Source organism: Aminobacter sp. LjRoot7, from assembly GCF_964252895.1.
Lineage (GTDB): Bacteria > Pseudomonadota > Alphaproteobacteria > Rhizobiales > Rhizobiaceae > Aminobacter > Aminobacter aminovorans_B.
Genome location: NZ_CAXUPX020000003.1, coordinates 119,983 through 134,428 on the forward strand (window position 1 = coordinate 119,983; position 14,446 = coordinate 134,428).

Here is a 14,446-nt window from a genome sequence, read left to right on the forward strand (position 1 = left end):
CGCCATGACCAAACGCATCATCGTGGGAATAGCGGGGGCCTCGGGTTCTGGCCTGGCCCTCGAAACCCTCCGGCAGTTAGCCAATGCTGGAGCTGAAACGCATGTTGTGGTTTCAATGGGCGCCAGAGCAACCATCCAGCATGAACTCGGCGATGAGGGCCTTGCCCGCATCACCGAACTGGCAAGCCGAGTTCACTCGCCTCACGACATGACAGCTCCGATCGCCAGCGGGTCTTTCCCAAACGACGGCATGATCGTCGTTCCCTGCTCCATGCGCACGTTGTCCGCGATAGCGCATGGATTAGGCGATAACCTGCTGACCAGGGCAGCCGACGTCGCCCTCAAGGAAAAACGCCGACTGGTGGTCGTTCCGCGTGAGGCTCCCCTGCATGAAGGTCACTTGCGGTCGATGCTGACGCTGGCAAGGCTGGGCGCGACGATTGCGCCTCCAATGCCACCGTTTTACGTGAGAATGCACAGCATAGACGAAATGCTCAGAGAAATCGCGGCGCGGCTTCTGAATTGGGTGGGCGTTGATCCAGGTAGCGAGATGACGCGATGGAGCGGCCTGCCGCAAGGTCGGCCGCCTTCACGCAAGCTGGATCTTTGAAGCTGCGAGTGGCCTGCTTATACGCGCCGGCTTTAGCGTTCCTGTTCGTTGGCCTGCCGTGCGGGGGGGACTGGCCTCGTCAAGACGAACGCAGCCGCGGCCAACATAGCCGTGACCTGCATGGTGATCGCCACCAGTGGCGCGCCCAATAGCATCGATAGAGCCAGCGCCAAAACCATGGACAACAGTGCGAGACGCTTCGAGCGGTGTGAGATCGCGCCATAAGCGTTCCAGTCGCTGATGGCGCGGCCCACCCGCGGATGTTCCAAAAGCCGCGAGTGGAGCCGCTTCGAGCTCCTTGAGTAGCAGAATGCGGCGAGAACCAGGAACGGGGTAGTCGGCATCAGCGGAAGAATGATGCCTATCAACCCTGCGAGCAGGGCGGCCGTGCCAGCCGCCAGCCAAATCAGTTGGCGGATGCGATGGGGTGTCACGAAGGCGAAAACTCCGTCCCGTCAGCTGGCAGGATCGCCAGGCTTCGCATGCACAGCGCGCCTTCCCCCGCTGTGGCGGCCACTTCGTCGAAGAGCAGAGCTAGCTCGGTATAGACGCTACGGTCAGGCTCTGCCACGGCAAGTTCATCCACCTCCCGGAGCAGATCTACGATGGCTTCTATCCGCTCGCGGTGCTGCCTTGCCTGCACGAGATGTTCGCGTTGAACGCGCCTTTGCTCGAGCGCTGTGAAGCGTGTCAAGGCCTCATCAAGCCGGGCGCGACATTCGCAATCCAAGTCAACTCCAGCGATGACAGTCTTGATCCGCCGCACCACGGAACCAGAGCCATGGGCGCGGCGATCAAAGCTACTAGCTGCGTTGGAACCCATTTGTCAGCTGCCTTCCCGAAATTGTCCGAGTATTTACCTGCCGCCTTTGCCTATCGGAGCGGGGCGAGGCAGCACTGCAGCCTGATCCACCGCTTCCTTCAAGCTTGGGTAAATCGCCTGAAGCGCGGCGCGGTCGCCGGCCTCTGAAGCGCGATGGAGGAGCTCGACCGTACGAACCAGCATTTCGGATTTATCGTTGGGTCGATCTGCAATTCGGCTGGCCGCAGCCTCCAGCTCATAGCTTGCCTTGTGGATGCTCACGTAGTCGTCCGTAGCCAGCGCTTGTTCGACCGTGGACAACGCTCTCCGCATTGTGGCGCTTGCTTCCTCCACGGTGCGGGGCATTTTCACTTCATAGTGTTTCGCGGCCTGTTCCGCCGTCGCGGCGGTCGGCAAGCCAACGGCTCCCGTCAAGAATAGAGCGGCGCAGATGCCGCTTCCCAAGGTGAGCTTCCGAACCCAGGCGGTCATCTCTGCTCCTTCGAACGCTATGCGTCGTAAATCAGCAACCGAGCGACGAATTGTGCCCGAACGAAAAATATCTACACCTACGCTGCACTGTTCCGTTTGCGCTGGCGCAAACACGATGCTGGAGATTGTGTCGGGGGCCGCTCAGCCGTTGCGCCGGGGCTCGCACTCTCACGCGGCAATATCGCTCACTGCAGCGCGGTTGCGACACGACGCCGACTGTGAAAAAATCTGCCGAGAAATCGAGGGAATGTCTTGGGCCGAGTCGACCGTTCGCTGATTGCCGGGCTCCAGCTGTTCGCAGGAATTGCGCCAGAAGGACTCGACAGAATATTGGCGGGAGCGCGATCCACGCGGTATGCGAAGGATTCGGCCATCTTCGAACAGGAAGAAGAGGCCCACGCGTTCTTCCTCTTGCTGGACGGTCATATTCGGGTTGTGCGAAGCACGCCTGAGGGACAGCAGGTCATCGTCCGGTACATCAGTGCTGGCGAAATATTCGGAATAGCGTCGGCGCTTGGACGCACGACTTACCCGGCCACTGCCTTCGCCGTAGTGGACTGTGTCGCGCTTTCGTGGCCCACCTCTATGTGGTCAGAGCTGTCCGCTCAGTTTCCGAGCTTTGGCGCAAATACGTACAAGACAGTTGGCACCCGACTTCAGGACACGCACACGCGCGTCGTGGAAATGGCCACGGAACAAGTCGAACAGCGCGTGGCTCATGCCCTGCTGAGGCTCCTGGAGCAGACAGGGAAGAAGACAGACGAAGGAATCCTTATCGACTTTCCGATCTCCCGCCAGGACATAGCAGAGATGACGGGCACGACGCTGCATACCGTGAGCCGGCTGCTGAGCGCGTGGGAAGACAAAGGGCTGATACGGAGCGGACGTCAGAAGGTCACAGTGGTCGACCCGCATAAGCTGATGTTGGTTGCCAATGGTCGGAGCGAACGGAGCTAGCCTGCGTTTCCCTGTCGATCAATTGCAGCCGCCAGCTGATTCAGAAAAGAAGTTTCATCCAACTCGTGTTCTCGACAAGCGTCGGATACGGTATGAAACGACCCGATAGGGCAACCTACACACAGCATCCGATTTGCGAGAAACACCCGGATTGTGTTGGGCCAGAGTTTCATCACGTCGTCGACCGCAAGGTCCGGGTCAAAGCGCTTGCTTGAAGCCATCTCATTTTTTCCATGCATTTCGTCTTAGCATCGCCGATCCGGCCATCCTTTCGTTGCGCTCCGTCAATCAACGCGGAAGTTCGGCGTCGGAAAAGCGGGTGACGATTCGTGCATCTTTGCGCCTTCGCAACGACATCGGCTGACGCGTGACTAGGCTGCCATTCGCTGAACGAGACGGAGAACGACTATGGCGATGGTTCGCTGGGCCCCAGACGGCCCCGAGATCGATGCGACCGTGGCTGCCCGCGGAATGAAACTGGCTGTCGAGTACTTCCTAAGGCAGATCCAGCAAGGAAACATCAGGTGCTTGGTCGAACGGGGAGTTGGCGACGATGAAGGACGGCATCGCCTGTCCTTTAAATATCGCGATCGCGAGCTGCTTCTAATCGTTGCCGATGACGGTTAAGTCCTCAGCGAGGAGCTGACTATGGCGCCTCGCAAGTTCGTCTGGAAATAAGCAAGCCGATTTGGCTAGGATCTTCCCTGAGCTGGACCGTCGCCGTCGTCATCCTCATCAGGCGCAATCAGATCGATCAAGGCGGCCACTCGGCTTCCTGGCAGCGGCCGGCCTTCACCCATCAATGCGTCGTCTCCGAAGACCCAGGCCCAGGCCTCCTTCAACTCTGCCAGCGAAGCTTCCGTCAAAATAAGCTCCGCGATCATTGCGTCGTCCACGCGGCCGAGGACCGAGACGACATCTTTGCGTGTAATGGTCATCGCTTCCTCCGTCGCCCGCCTCCAGTTCGTATCAGAACACCACCGCAGCAACCGCAAGAAGGCTGATAGCCAGCACGGCGAGGCTGGGAACCAGTACTGCGGCTCCTGAAGCCACGGCCAGCGCCGCCACCCAACCGAACGGCCTGTCACTTGCTCGAGACATCTTCGAAGCCTTTCGTTTCCGTTGCTGAACAAACGCCGTTGGCAGCCGTGGCGTTCCCTTGCCTGGCAGGAACACCCTCGTGGTTTTTGCATGCTTGCTGACTAAGAGGAGCGTCAGCACCTGAAAGCAAGACCCGCACCGCGGCCCCATCCAGATCCTCGTACTGGCCACTCCGTAGCGACCATAGGAAGGCTGCCAAGCCCACCAAGCCCATGCCTAGGGCAATTGGAATCAAAAAAGAGAGATAACTCATGCAGCCTCCGCTGGGACTAGGCGGCGAAAGCCCGCAAAGCGGGAGGATGAAGCCGTTTCGTGCGGGAGCCGCAAGGCATTGGCGACGACTAAGATTGACGACGTCGACATGGCAACAGCTGCTATGAGCGGAGTTATTTGCCCCGACATCGCTAGGGGCAGGGCCAATACATTGTAGGCCACAGCGAGCGCGAAGTTCTGCCGCACGAGCCGGGCGGCATTGCGGGCGATGCCCGTCGCGTGAGGGACACCTTCAAGGCTGTTCCGCAGAAAGACGAGATCGGCAGAGGTACGACCGATGTCCGCCGCCGAAGAGGGCGCCATGGAAACATGTGCTGCTGCCAGTGCCGGAGCGTCATTCAGGCCGTCGCCAACCATCAGAACGCGGCGGCCGGAGGCGGCCAGATCTCTGAGTCGGTTGACCTTGCCCTCAGGCAAAACGCCGTGGCGGACCTCGGAAATTCCAAGCGCATCCGCGACCTTCCGGACAGCGGTCGCAGAGTCCCCCGATAGGACCTCCGTCGCCAATCCCCAGCTTTCCAGCTTCCTGACAGCTTCCACCGCACCGGGACGAAGATTGTGGGCGATCGTGAACGAGCCTGCGAGCGTGCCGTTCTTCGACAGCCAGGTCATGGATTCATGGCTGGCATTGCCTGGCAGGCCCGAAACCCATTCCCGCCTGCCGAGGCGAAAGACACTCCCGTCGATCCGACCTTCAATTCCGTACCCGGACACCTCACGAAAATCCGCGACTTCGGGCCCTGTCGACGCGAGAGCGGCGACCGCGCATGAGGCCGGGTGTCTGGACAGGGCTGCGAGTGCGGCAGCGGCCGGCACGTCGTGCAGGGCAGCCGTGTGACGTTCGACGCGCGTGATGCCCGTTGTCAGAGTTCCGGTCTTGTCGAACACGACCGTGTCAGCTTCGGCGAGCCGTTCCAGCGCGCCGCCGTCCTTGAGCGTGACGCCGAGGTCAAACAGCCTGCGTGCGGCCACAACCTGGACCATGGGCACAGCCAAACCCAATGCACATGGGCAGGTGATTATGAGCACCGAAACGGCGGCCGTAACCGATGCATGCCAATCGCCCGTGATTGCGATCCAGGCCGCGCAGGTGGCGAGGGCCAACAAATGGACGACGGGGGAATACAAGGCCGCGGCTCGATCCGCGATGCGGCGATACTGTGCCCGCCCGTCCTCCGCCGCATCCATCAACTTCGCCATGTCGGCGAGGAAGGAATCCTTGGCACGCTTATCGGCACGAACCGTCAACGCGCCATCGAGGCTGAGCGCGCCAGACAAAACGGCGGTTCCAGGCTGGACACGTGTTGGCGTCGCTTCTCCGCTGACTACCGAAAGGTCAAGGCTGCCGCGCCCGGCCACTATCGTGCCGTCTACCGGAACCCGGTCGCCGGGGCCGACTGGAATCATGTCGCCCGGCTCAACTTCCATGAGACCGCAGAACTCGCGGCTCCCGTCAGCGCGTATCACCGTCACGCCTCGCGGTATCAAGCGGCTGAGGCCGGAAACTGCCTTCCGTGCTTTGCTCCTCATTGCATAATCAAGCGTGCGTCCGGCGAGCAGGAAAAAGATAAGGGAAGTCACGGCGTCGAAATATGCGTGCGGCCCTCCGGCGAATGTGTCGTAGAGGCTCAACGCCAACGTCAGCAGGATCCCCACCGAGATAGGAAGATCCATGCTGTTTGTGCGGCGCTGTACCGACTTCCATGCCGAAATGAAGAATATTCTTCCGGAGTAGGCGACCGCAGGCACTGCCAGCAGGGCAGAAACCAGATGAAATGCATTTCGAGTCTGCGTGTCTGCACCCGACCACACCGACACTGACAACAGCATGATGTTCATTGCGGCAAAGCCCGCCACTGCGGTGGCGCGCAGCAGTCGCGACATCTCGGGGTCACGAAGGTCATCTCCCGCTTCCGCGAGGCTGCAGTCGTATCCGATGGCAGCCAGGGCTTCCGTTACAGGAGGGGCATGGTCGCCACGCCACCTCACGGTTACGCGGCGGGACGTAAGGTTCACGCGAGCCGCGAGAACTCCTTCTAGGCCTTGCAGGGCCCCTTCGATTGACGTGATGCAGGTGCCGCACCTGGCTTGGGGTACCGAAAGGTTAGTCTGAAAGATGCCATCTCCCAGATGGCGTCGCGCCAGCAAGATTTCGCCAGCAGTCGCGCTGCCGCAACGCGCCAGTTGCTGCGCTGCCTCCGCTCCCTGGGCGCAGCAGCTCACTTCAGGTCTCCGGGAGCGCCACGGCTCTATAGACGTGCCAGGTGGCATGGCCGAGCAGGGGGAAAATCACGATCATCCCGGCGAGCCCAGTGGCAACACAGACGGCGAAAAGGACGAGCAGTATTGCAGCCCAGCCCAGCATTGCGGGTAGATTGTTCCAGACCAGTTTCATGCTTGTGCCCATCGCGGTCAGCGCATCGACGCGCCGATCAAGGAGCAGGGGCACCGCAAAGACGCTGATGGCATAGGCAAAGGCAGCAAAAAGGCCACCGACGGCTGTCCCCACCACGATCATTACCCAACCGTACGCAGTCCCAAAAAGCATGCCTACGATGTGGTCAAGCCCGGGAAATGCCGTAACTCCAAAGAAAAGCGCATAGAGCAGAACCGCGGCTCGCATCCAGAGCAACAGGAGGCAACACAGCAGCAGCCCGGCAAAAAAGACCTGCGCGCCTGCCCTTGGACGCACGAGGAGCATGGACCCGAAGCTGATCTCGCGGCCTTCCTCGATGGCCCGACTTTTCTCATATAGGCCGACCGCTAGAAAAGGAGCCACGATCATGAAGCCTGCCAGCGCCGGAAAGAGAATATAGTCCCGGCCGAAAGCCACGAGCGTCCAAACGAAGCAGACCGACAGGACGAAAACACTAATTCCGTATCCCAGGCTAGACGCCGGGCGTGTCCAGAAATCCTGCCAGCCCGCCGATAGCCATCTGAGGCCGACGAAGGGCGACAGCCCGCGGTTGAGCAGCGGATCGCGCGTCTCGCCGATGCCAGAGGTCTCGCTGAGTAGCCAGTACGACTTTTCGGTGTCGCTCATCTTCGCCTCCTCAACATGCCGACTTGGCAGCGCGGTAGCCGCCTTCGCCTGCGGCCTTAGAATGCTTGACGCAGTCCGGCTGAGAAACGACTGCCACGTAGATCAGGTGGGCATTGGCTCCGGCGAAAAGCAGCAGTCCCGCCGGAATCAGCATCCAGAGCATGATACTGCGGTACCGTCTTTTCGACTGTACGGTCATGGCTGTTGCGTCCCAAGGTCATGCACGTAGAGGGCAATCGTGCGGATCTCAGCCTTGGTCAGCCTCTCATCCCAGGTGGGCATATGGCCTTGGCGCCCGCCGTGCACCGTCGAAATGATGGTGTCGAGATCGCCTCCGTAGATCCAGTGCGCATCCGTCAGGTTTGGCGCGCCGACATCCCTGTTTCCCTTCCCGTCTTCGCCGTGACACGCAGCGCAGGTGGTCAGGAAGACTTCTCGCCCCGCTTGTATCCGTTTGACATTGTCCGCGGTCGAATAGTCCGGATGGGAAAGCGAATAGACGTATCCGGCCACGCTCCGCACTTGATCTCGGTCGAGGACCTCGTCCCGCCCAAAGGCTGGCATTTGCCCGATGCGGCTCTCCGGATGCCGGGTATTGATGCCGACACGCATCGTCTGCTCGATAAGCTGGGGGCCACCGCCCCATAGCCAGTCGTCATCGGTGAGGTCCGGGTAGTTTGCCCGGCCTTTGCCGTCCCGACCGTGGCAAGCGCCACAGTTGTCCCCGAATAGCTGGCGCCCAGTGTTTCGAACCGTTTGCATCAGCGCTTCGTCCGCCAGGATAGCATCGTAAGGCTCCTTTTCGAGGCGTGCCATCCAGTTGGCGCGTTCGCGTTGGCCATCGACGACACGCGCTTCGACAGTCTGTCTCTGGTCGACCCCCAGGAGGCCTCGTGTATAGGTAGTCCCGAGCGGCCAGGCAGGCACAAGGAACCACCAAGCGATCGCCCACAGGTGCGTCACGATCAGGAACAGCAGCACCCCCCGGGGGACCGGGGTGTCCAGTTCCTTGATGCCGTTCCATTCGTGGCCTGTGGTCTCGCGGCCGCTGACGGGGTCGCGTTCGTTCACTTCCATGGCTTGTCGTCCCCGTCGAGGATGCTGTTCTTGGCCTGATTGAAACGCTTCCGGTTTGACGGCCAAAATGTGTAGACCAGCACGCCGACGGCCAGCGCAATCAGGTAAAAAAGCCCCCAGCTCTTGGCAAAGGCGACAACCGAGTTGTGATCCAGGTCCATTCTGAAACCCTCCGCTTACCCTTCCGGGTCAGGTTTTCCCTCGGGAGCCGCAGTGTTTTCGTATGCAGCTCCGGTCAGTCTGCCGAGGATCTGCAGATACGCCACGAGCGCATCCATCTCGGTGACGTCGGTCGTCACGCCGTCAAAAGCACTGACTTGAGTTTGGTCGCCATATCGTGTGGCAACCCCGGCAGCGAAGTCGGTATCCGGCGTCGCTTGGCCGTAAGCGTCGCGCGCCGCGTTCTCCACCATCTCGTCAGTATAGGGAACGCCCAGCGCCTTCTGCGCCGCGAGGTGAAGCGGCAGGTCCTCCATCTTGAGGGGCGTGCGTGCGAGCCATCGGTAGGCAGGCATGTTGGATTCTGGAACGACATCGCGAGGGTTGGTCAGGTGCGCGACATGCCAGAAGTCGGAATACTTGCCGCCGACGCGAGCAAGGTCGGGCCCAGTCCGTTTGGATCCCCAGAGCATCGGGCGGTCGTACTTCGACTCGACGGCAAGAGAATACGGGCCGTAGCGCTCCACCTCGTCGCGCAGCGTACGGATCATCTGGCTGTGGCAGGCATAACAGCCCTCGCGCACGTAGATGTTGCGCCCGGCAAGCTCGAGCGGAGTGTACATCCGCATATCCGGTGCTTCTTCGACAGTCTCGTCGATAGTGAAGAGCGGGGCGATTTCGACGATGCCGCCCACGCTCGCGGCCGCGATGATTGCGATCACGAAACCAATCGCTGAACGCTCGAGTTTGCGGTGAAAAATCTCAGGCATCCATCATTCTCCCGCCACGGCAGGAGCGATCGGGACGTCCGCATCGAGCGAGGCCGCCAGCGGCGAAGACCGAACCGTCATCCAGATGTTGTAGCAGCCGACTACTGCACCAATCAAGAAAAGCAGCCCTCCAAAGGCGCGCGCGATGTAATACGGGTACATCGCCACCAGTGAATCGACGAAAGAATAGGCGAGGGCGCCTTCTTCCGTATAGGTCCGCCACATCAGTCCCTGGATGATGCCCGAGTTCCACATCGCGAAGACGTAGATCAGCGTCCCGGCAATCGCGAGCCAGAAATGCACTTCCACGAGGGCTGCTGAGTACATCCGCTCGCGTTTCCAGAGGCTTGGCACCAGAGTGTAGAGCGATCCGAACGTGATCAGCGCCACCCAGCCCAGCGCCCCGGCGTGGACATGCCCGACGGTCCAATCTGTATAGTGGGACAGCGAATTCACAGGCCGGATAGCAAGGAACGAGCCTTCGAAAGTCGATATGCCGTAAAACACGGCGGCAGCCGTCATGAACCGCAATGTCGCATCGTCCCGCACCCGGTGCCACGCGCCGTTCAGGGTAAGCAAGGCATTTCCCGCGGAGGCCCAGGATGGAACCAGCAACATCACCGAGAAAGTCATGCCCAGCGTCTGAACCCAATGCGGGAGCGCGGTATAATGGAGGTGGTGCGAACCCGCCCACATGTAAAAGAAGGTGATGCCCCAGAAACTCAGGATCGAAAGGCGGTAGGAAAAGATCGGCCGCTGGGCCCTTACGGGGAGATAATAATAGAGCATTCCAAGAAAGCCGGCCGTAAGGAAGAAGGCGACCGCGTTGTGCCCGTACCACCACTGCACCATCGCATCCTGTACGCCAGGCCAGACCGTGTAGCTCTTGGCATGCCCCCACGAAATGGGGAGTGCCAGGTTGTTGACGATGTGGAGAATCGCGACGACGAGAATGAACGCCATGAAGTACCAGTTGGCCACGTAGATGTGCGGCTCCTTCCGCCGGGCGATCGTCCTCAGATAGAGGATGAAGTAGGTCACCCAGACAACTACCAGCCAGATATCGGCGTACCACTCAGCCTCGGCGTATTCCTTGGATTGCGTCACCCCAATCAGATAGCCTGAGACGGCAAGCACGCAGAATAAGTTGTAGCCGAGGAGCACAAACCAAGGGCTGAGTTGGCCTGCGAGGCGCGCGCGCGAAGTCCGCTGCACCACATGAAACGAAGTCGCGATCAAGGCATTGCCGCCAAAACCAAAGATCACTCCTGTGGTGTGGGTCGGACGAAGGCGGCCGAAACTCGACCAGCCAGCGTCGAAGGCAAGATCTGGCCATGCAAGCTGAGCGGCGACCCAGACTCCCATGAACATCCCGAACACTGCCCAAGCCATCGATAGGACAATGCCGACTTTGATCGGGTCGTCGTAATAGGATGTTTCCCGGTCTTCCGTCGGTTCGGGTTGGTACAGGCCAGACAGTACATAAAACAGGACAGCGCCTGCGAACAGCATGACCATGACGCCGTGGACGCCGAGCACATCCGTGCGACCGACCGCGGCCATCGCCAATCCAACGATCGCCACCGCAATCGCTATCACGGCGGCGTTCTGACGTTCCGAAGACGTAAGTTGCCGGATCATCGTCTTTCCTCCTCCGCGGATTCGACGTGACCCAGTTTCAGGTATTTCTGTCAGATATCAAGCAGTTCCGCCAACGACCGATGTTTGTTCCGATGCAGCGCGCTGGCCGACGGTTCAGGATGACCTCCGAAGTTCGGTCCTCCGCACAGTGCTCAAAAGAACTCGAAGGAGTTGCGGACGAGGCTGCTGAAACGTGGCAACCGCTCAGCTGCTGCGCCGAAGTCCCCAATCATTGGGGATTTGCACGGAGCCATCACGCGAAGATTGCGAGCACGCAGAGGGATTTGTTCCAGATCAAGGTAATTCTGGGCCGCCGCGGTAGAGATGGATCAGTCGTGGCACTGCCGCGTGATGTCTCAAGGAGGCGCACAATGAATATCCGGATATTTCTGCCGCTGACGACCTACCCAGTCGCATGCGCTGATGTCTTCGCTGTGAAGGCCGCGGGTAAAGTAGCGATTGGTCTTTGATAGCGCCGTCAAAAACGCGCCGTCAAACACAGTCCCGTGCCTAGGTCACACGCCAGAAAACAATGTGAACACTCGGAGTACTGCAGTGACAGCGGAGATCAGCCAGTTCGAGGACATTGCGACGGGCCTCCTGAGTGCCGCTGAGGCTTGTGCGATAGTAGAAAGGTGCGCTCCTAATTGGTCCGAGGCGGACTGTGGCGACGTCGTTGATGTGTTCAGATCTTGGGCTTGGAAAGCGTTGGATGCGAGACGGCGCGATGACGAATTGAAGCAGTGGCACAACCTGCTTCGGCAGCTCGTTTCTCATTTCCGTGGGACGGCCACTTCCGAGAAGCTAGGGGTTCTTCAGGACCTTGTGTACGAGTCTATCGCGGTTGCAACGCCATTCCCGGTGTCAAACGTGCTGAACAAGAAGCACGTCAAGGAGCTGCTCCAGATTCTAGGGAGCGTGCACGGTGGACGTTTGGACAGGAAATCTATCGGATCTAGATTGCGACTTGAACAGGCCAACCTTGCCCGCGTTCTAACCTTGGCATTGACGGCCGGACTGGTTGTCCGATCAGCTAGAGGGAAGAGTGCTTGCTTCTCGATTACCGAGTTTGGCATGTCCCAGTTGGGGTCACGCGGCACTTATAGCAACGCGTACGACGCCAACGTCATTGGTTGTGAAATTCATACTATCCCGTAAAGCCGTCGCGCTTCGGCTAGAAAAGCAGTGATCGTTGATAGGTTGAGAATTCGGCGACTAACAGTCCAAGTTGTAGAGTTCGCCATTTCGCTCGGTGGACCGCACATGTTGGATCGGTCGGGTAGGTCGGGGTGCGTCGTGTTCTGACCCGCGCGACGCGCGACGATCGTGCGACGTGGCGATCCGGCATCTTACAGCGCTTTCGCGCACGGCTCAGCCTGACGCGAAATCATCTAGGCAATCTCTAGCTCTCATGCCTGCCGGCTTACCGAACACGAGCAGGTCAGGTGCCGCAGAAGGGTCGAAGAACTCGGTAACATCTTCTTGTTGGATTCCTCCCTGGCGCGCTTTAGCGAGCTTTCTAAATCAACTTCCCAGGCAACATGGCGTTACAGACGTTGGAAAGACGTGGCTTCCGAAGCCAACCCCACAGAGCAATGGGAGACGGTGTATTGCTGCAGTTGGATGACCCGCTCAATTTGGCGTGCCGGGCCAAGGAGCTTTTGGTCGAGCACAGGATTCGTACCGCGGAGGCCTACGAGATATTCAATGTTCATCGAGGCTGTTTAGTCGCGTAGGCGAGCAGCGCTGCGGTTAGCCCCGTCGATTGATTCATGACGCCCGAGGAACATGGGTCCGGCGGCAGGCGGCTGAGTCTGCTTCCAGGCGAGGTGCTATGCTCATTGCTCGAGCTATGCGGAATTCCGCATCGTCGAGTGACTCTGCTCACACGAACATCATGATCACCATGTAGCCTACGGTCACAAGCACTAAGCCACCGACTAGCATCGGCACAAGGGTACTTCCCGAGTGATTGTCGTTCATGGTGCTATTCCCTGTTGGCGGGGTTCTTCGTGAACTGACTTTGATCTGGCACTGCCAAGTGCCCACTGCCGCAATTTCCGATTCTGGCTAGCCTGCCGGAATGAAGAATGCCTGAGGTCGAGGGACTCTTCGCTGACAAGTCGGTTGTCTGCGTCGACAATGCCGCACCAAACCGAGTCGCACTGCGCACAGTCAGGCGAATGCGACCTTCGTCGCCGTCGACGCCGCGCTCGACCATGCTGGTCACGAGGGCGAGGCGCATGCGGCGGCGCAGTTCGTTCGCTTCCACCGAAAGCCTCTGGGGTTCCAAGACGTAGGATCCGGTCTGGTTAAGCTCGAGCCTCATGTGGTCTTCCTCATCGCCGCACCGCCAGTGTCTAGCATAAAGATAGATTGACGATATATGTTTTATTTCGCATGTTGAAGCATGTTCGCATCACATCAAATTCGGACGACAAAAGGCCGATTCAGCCGGGCCGGGGTGACACATGGATATGAGTGCAGGCACAAAGGAAAAGCCGACCATCGTCATCGACGGCCGAGTGCTGCCCGGGCAATTGGACGAGCAGATGATCCACGCCGTGGTTCATGGGTTCTACGACGAGATCCGCAAAGATGCCCTGCTCGGACCAGTGTTCAACGGCGCCATTGCTCCGCATGACTGGCCACGGCATCTTGCGAAGATGTGCGACTTCTGGTCGTCGCTCATGCTGCGAACCGCGAGCTATGAGGGTCGCCCGCTGCCGCCGCATCTGGCGCTTCCGGATCTGGGCGAGCAGCATTTCCGGCGATGGCTGGGTTTGTTTCGCGCCACCGTCGACAAGCTCTGCCCGCCGGAGATTGCGGCGCTATTCATGGATCGGGCATTGCGGATTGCGCATTCCTTCCGGCTTGCGCTCGCCTACAACCGCGGTGAAAACACGTTGACGGTGGAACCGATCACGCCCGACAGCCTGTGACGTGCCGAGGCGGTCGGCAGGGCGGGCATGTGGCGAAGGTTGGAGCGAAATGAGGCTGACGAATTTTTCCGACTATACGCTGCGCATGCTGATGTTCGCGGCGTCCGCCGGGGATCAGTTGTTCACGATCGAAGAGACGGCGCGCGCCTTCGGTGTGTCGAAGACGCACCTCAACAAGGTGGCTAATACGCTCACCCGGGCCGGCTATCTTGTTGCGGTCCGCGGCAGGTCGGGGGGGCTGACACTCGGTCGCCGACCAGAAGATATCCGCATCGGTGACGTGATCCGGTTGACCGAGCCGGACTTTGCACTAGTCGAGTGCTTTGCTACGGGCAACCAATGCACGATCACAGGGTGCTGCAAGCTTTCCGGCATGCTGCGTGACGCACTCTCATCGTTCCAGTGCACGCTGGATCGCTACACGCTGGCCGACATTGCCCTGGCGCGTCAGGATTTCTTCGTTGGCGCTTCCGGCGCCTAGCGAGCACATGGAGAAGCCGTTGATTTTCAGCTATGACGACAACGTATCGGTGCCGCTCATTTAGGTCAGTGAAGTGCGTGTCGCCCCCTCTGGTGCCT

20 protein-coding genes and 1 pseudogene are annotated in these 14,446 nt (G+C 59.8%); 6 read left to right on the plus strand and 15 right to left on the minus strand.

The window, feature by feature from the left end:
• Positions 1 to 4 precede the first annotated feature (4 nt).
• Positions 5 to 610, plus strand: a complete 606-nt coding sequence (locus ACSQ3E_RS10080; protein WP_436122600.1) for a UbiX family flavin prenyltransferase — start codon at positions 5 to 7, stop codon at positions 608 to 610.
• Between the two features lie 32 nt (positions 611 to 642).
• On the opposite strand, the gene ACSQ3E_RS10085 is transcribed toward ACSQ3E_RS10080, so the two are convergent.
• Genes ACSQ3E_RS10085 through ACSQ3E_RS10095 form a run of 3 tightly spaced genes read right to left on the minus strand, consistent with a single transcriptional unit; the run spans position 643 to position 1,904 of the window.
• Entirely contained in the window at positions 643 to 1,044 is a 402-nt protein-coding gene (locus ACSQ3E_RS10085) for a YbaN family protein (protein ID WP_436122601.1), read from the minus strand.
• Positions 1,041 to 1,433: a hypothetical protein gene (locus ACSQ3E_RS10090; protein ID WP_436122602.1), complete on the minus strand. Its 393-nt coding sequence runs from the start codon at positions 1,431 to 1,433 to the stop codon at positions 1,041 to 1,043. The genes ACSQ3E_RS10085 and ACSQ3E_RS10090 overlap by 4 nt, the downstream gene beginning before the upstream one ends.
• A 33-nt stretch (positions 1,434 to 1,466) precedes the next feature.
• Complete coding sequence (locus ACSQ3E_RS10095) at positions 1,467 to 1,904, minus strand: DUF6746 family protein (protein ID WP_436122603.1); 438 nt, start codon at positions 1,902 to 1,904, stop codon at positions 1,467 to 1,469.
• Between the two features lie 252 nt (positions 1,905 to 2,156).
• Here ACSQ3E_RS10095 and ACSQ3E_RS10100 point away from each other — a divergent pair, with 252 nt between their 5' ends.
• Complete coding sequence (locus ACSQ3E_RS10100) at positions 2,157 to 2,861, plus strand: Crp/Fnr family transcriptional regulator (protein WP_436122604.1); 705 nt, start codon at positions 2,157 to 2,159, stop codon at positions 2,859 to 2,861.
• On the opposite strand, the gene ACSQ3E_RS10105 is transcribed toward ACSQ3E_RS10100, so the two are convergent.
• Complete coding sequence (locus tag ACSQ3E_RS10105) at positions 2,858 to 3,100, minus strand: DUF1858 domain-containing protein (RefSeq protein WP_376769275.1); 243 nt, start codon at positions 3,098 to 3,100, stop codon at positions 2,858 to 2,860. The genes ACSQ3E_RS10100 and ACSQ3E_RS10105 overlap by 4 nt on opposite strands.
• Positions 3,101 to 3,269: 169 nt before the next feature.
• Between ACSQ3E_RS10105 and ACSQ3E_RS10110 the strand changes: the two genes are divergently transcribed.
• Positions 3,270 to 3,488 (plus strand): DUF6522 family protein, encoded by a 219-nt coding sequence (locus ACSQ3E_RS10110; RefSeq protein ID WP_436122605.1) that lies wholly within the window; start codon positions 3,270 to 3,272, stop codon positions 3,486 to 3,488.
• 65 nt (positions 3,489 to 3,553) lie between these two features.
• Here the strand turns inward: ACSQ3E_RS10110 and ACSQ3E_RS10115 are convergent, their stop codons facing one another.
• From ACSQ3E_RS10115 to ccoN, 10 genes and pseudogenes are all read right to left on the minus strand, one after another.
• Complete coding sequence (locus ACSQ3E_RS10115) at positions 3,554 to 3,799, minus strand: hypothetical protein (RefSeq protein WP_436122606.1); 246 nt, start codon at positions 3,797 to 3,799, stop codon at positions 3,554 to 3,556.
• 31 nt (positions 3,800 to 3,830) lie between these two features.
• Positions 3,831 to 3,962: a hypothetical protein gene (locus tag ACSQ3E_RS10120; protein ID WP_436122607.1), complete on the minus strand. Its 132-nt coding sequence runs from the start codon at positions 3,960 to 3,962 to the stop codon at positions 3,831 to 3,833.
• Between the two features lie 97 nt (positions 3,963 to 4,059).
• A pseudogene (gene ccoS / locus ACSQ3E_RS10125) lies at positions 4,060 to 4,215 on the minus strand (cbb3-type cytochrome oxidase assembly protein CcoS); the annotation flags it as partial.
• Positions 4,212 to 6,506, minus strand: coding sequence for a heavy metal translocating P-type ATPase (locus ACSQ3E_RS10130; RefSeq protein WP_436122608.1), 2,295 nt, complete (start codon positions 6,504 to 6,506; stop codon positions 4,212 to 4,214). The pseudogene ccoS and the gene ACSQ3E_RS10130, both read right to left, overlap by 4 nt.
• Positions 6,460 to 7,278, minus strand: a complete 819-nt coding sequence (locus ACSQ3E_RS10135) for a DUF2189 domain-containing protein (protein WP_436122609.1) — start codon at positions 7,276 to 7,278, stop codon at positions 6,460 to 6,462. The genes ACSQ3E_RS10130 and ACSQ3E_RS10135 overlap by 47 nt, the downstream gene beginning before the upstream one ends.
• 10 nt (positions 7,279 to 7,288) lie before the next feature.
• Positions 7,289 to 7,477, minus strand: a complete 189-nt coding sequence (locus ACSQ3E_RS10140) for a hypothetical protein (protein WP_436122610.1) — start codon at positions 7,475 to 7,477, stop codon at positions 7,289 to 7,291.
• Positions 7,474 to 8,355, minus strand: a complete 882-nt coding sequence (gene ccoP / locus ACSQ3E_RS10145; protein ID WP_436122611.1) for a cytochrome-c oxidase, cbb3-type subunit III — start codon at positions 8,353 to 8,355, stop codon at positions 7,474 to 7,476. Before ccoP ends, ACSQ3E_RS10140 begins: the two co-directional genes overlap by 4 nt.
• Entirely contained in the window at positions 8,346 to 8,516 is a 171-nt protein-coding gene (locus tag ACSQ3E_RS10150; RefSeq protein ID WP_436122612.1) for a cbb3-type cytochrome c oxidase subunit 3, read from the minus strand. Before ACSQ3E_RS10150 ends, ccoP begins: the two co-directional genes overlap by 10 nt.
• Positions 8,517 to 8,531: 15 nt before the next feature.
• Positions 8,532 to 9,284, minus strand: a complete 753-nt coding sequence (gene ccoO, locus ACSQ3E_RS10155) for a cytochrome-c oxidase, cbb3-type subunit II (RefSeq protein ID WP_436122613.1) — start codon at positions 9,282 to 9,284, stop codon at positions 8,532 to 8,534.
• 3 nt (positions 9,285 to 9,287) lie between these two features.
• Positions 9,288 to 10,922 (minus strand): cytochrome-c oxidase, cbb3-type subunit I, encoded by a 1,635-nt coding sequence (gene ccoN / locus ACSQ3E_RS10160; RefSeq protein ID WP_436122971.1) that lies wholly within the window; start codon positions 10,920 to 10,922, stop codon positions 9,288 to 9,290.
• 29 nt (positions 10,923 to 10,951) lie between these two features.
• Here ccoN and ACSQ3E_RS10165 point away from each other — a divergent pair, with 29 nt between their 5' ends.
• Entirely contained in the window at positions 10,952 to 11,395 is a 444-nt protein-coding gene (locus tag ACSQ3E_RS10165; protein ID WP_436122614.1) for a hypothetical protein, read from the plus strand.
• 1,517 nt (positions 11,396 to 12,912) lie between these two features.
• Here ACSQ3E_RS10165 and ACSQ3E_RS10170 read toward each other — a convergent pair.
• Positions 12,913 to 13,254, minus strand: a complete 342-nt coding sequence (locus tag ACSQ3E_RS10170; protein WP_436122615.1) for a DUF6522 family protein — start codon at positions 13,252 to 13,254, stop codon at positions 12,913 to 12,915.
• A gap of 223 nt (positions 13,255 to 13,477) precedes the next feature.
• Here ACSQ3E_RS10170 and ACSQ3E_RS10175 point away from each other — a divergent pair, with 223 nt between their 5' ends.
• Together ACSQ3E_RS10175 and ACSQ3E_RS10180 are read left to right on the plus strand one after the other, a co-directional pair.
• Entirely contained in the window at positions 13,478 to 13,867 is a 390-nt protein-coding gene (locus ACSQ3E_RS10175; protein WP_436122616.1) for a group III truncated hemoglobin, read from the plus strand.
• Positions 13,868 to 13,916: 49 nt separating this feature from the next.
• Complete coding sequence (locus tag ACSQ3E_RS10180; protein WP_436122617.1) at positions 13,917 to 14,348, plus strand: RrF2 family transcriptional regulator; 432 nt, start codon at positions 13,917 to 13,919, stop codon at positions 14,346 to 14,348.
• The last annotated feature ends 98 nt before the right edge of the window (positions 14,349 to 14,446 follow it).

Bases quoted from the DNA above. Each gene is read 5' to 3' on its own strand.
- ccoP (WP_436122611.1), bottom strand. From the start codon at position 8,355: ATGGAAGTGAACGAACGCGACCCCGTCAGCGGCCGCGAGACCACAGGC.
- ACSQ3E_RS10115 (WP_436122606.1), bottom strand. From the start codon at position 3,799: ATGACCATTACACGCAAAGATGTCGTCTCGGTCCTCGGCCGCGTGGAC.
- ACSQ3E_RS10130 (WP_436122608.1), bottom strand. From the start codon at position 6,506: ATGCCACCTGGCACGTCTATAGAGCCGTGGCGCTCCCGGAGACCTGAA.
- ccoO (WP_436122613.1), bottom strand. From the start codon at position 9,284: ATGCCTGAGATTTTTCACCGCAAACTCGAGCGTTCAGCGATTGGTTTC.
- ACSQ3E_RS10110 (WP_436122605.1), top strand. From the start codon at position 3,270: ATGGCGATGGTTCGCTGGGCCCCAGACGGCCCCGAGATCGATGCGACC.
- ACSQ3E_RS10170 (WP_436122615.1), bottom strand. From the start codon at position 13,254: ATGAGGCTCGAGCTTAACCAGACCGGATCCTACGTCTTGGAACCCCAG.
- ACSQ3E_RS10095 (WP_436122603.1), bottom strand. From the start codon at position 1,904: ATGACCGCCTGGGTTCGGAAGCTCACCTTGGGAAGCGGCATCTGCGCC.
- ACSQ3E_RS10180 (WP_436122617.1), top strand. From the start codon at position 13,917: ATGAGGCTGACGAATTTTTCCGACTATACGCTGCGCATGCTGATGTTC.
- ACSQ3E_RS10140 (WP_436122610.1), bottom strand. From the start codon at position 7,477: ATGACCGTACAGTCGAAAAGACGGTACCGCAGTATCATGCTCTGGATG.
- ACSQ3E_RS10150 (WP_436122612.1), bottom strand. From the start codon at position 8,516: ATGGACCTGGATCACAACTCGGTTGTCGCCTTTGCCAAGAGCTGGGGG.
- ACSQ3E_RS10120 (WP_436122607.1), bottom strand. From the start codon at position 3,962: ATGTCTCGAGCAAGTGACAGGCCGTTCGGTTGGGTGGCGGCGCTGGCC.
- ACSQ3E_RS10105 (WP_376769275.1), bottom strand. From the start codon at position 3,100: ATGCATGGAAAAAATGAGATGGCTTCAAGCAAGCGCTTTGACCCGGAC.
- ACSQ3E_RS10090 (WP_436122602.1), bottom strand. From the start codon at position 1,433: ATGGGTTCCAACGCAGCTAGTAGCTTTGATCGCCGCGCCCATGGCTCT.
- ACSQ3E_RS10175 (WP_436122616.1), top strand. From the start codon at position 13,478: ATGATCCACGCCGTGGTTCATGGGTTCTACGACGAGATCCGCAAAGAT.
- ACSQ3E_RS10135 (WP_436122609.1), bottom strand. From the start codon at position 7,278: ATGAGCGACACCGAAAAGTCGTACTGGCTACTCAGCGAGACCTCTGGC.
- ACSQ3E_RS10080 (WP_436122600.1), top strand. From the start codon at position 5: ATGACCAAACGCATCATCGTGGGAATAGCGGGGGCCTCGGGTTCTGGC.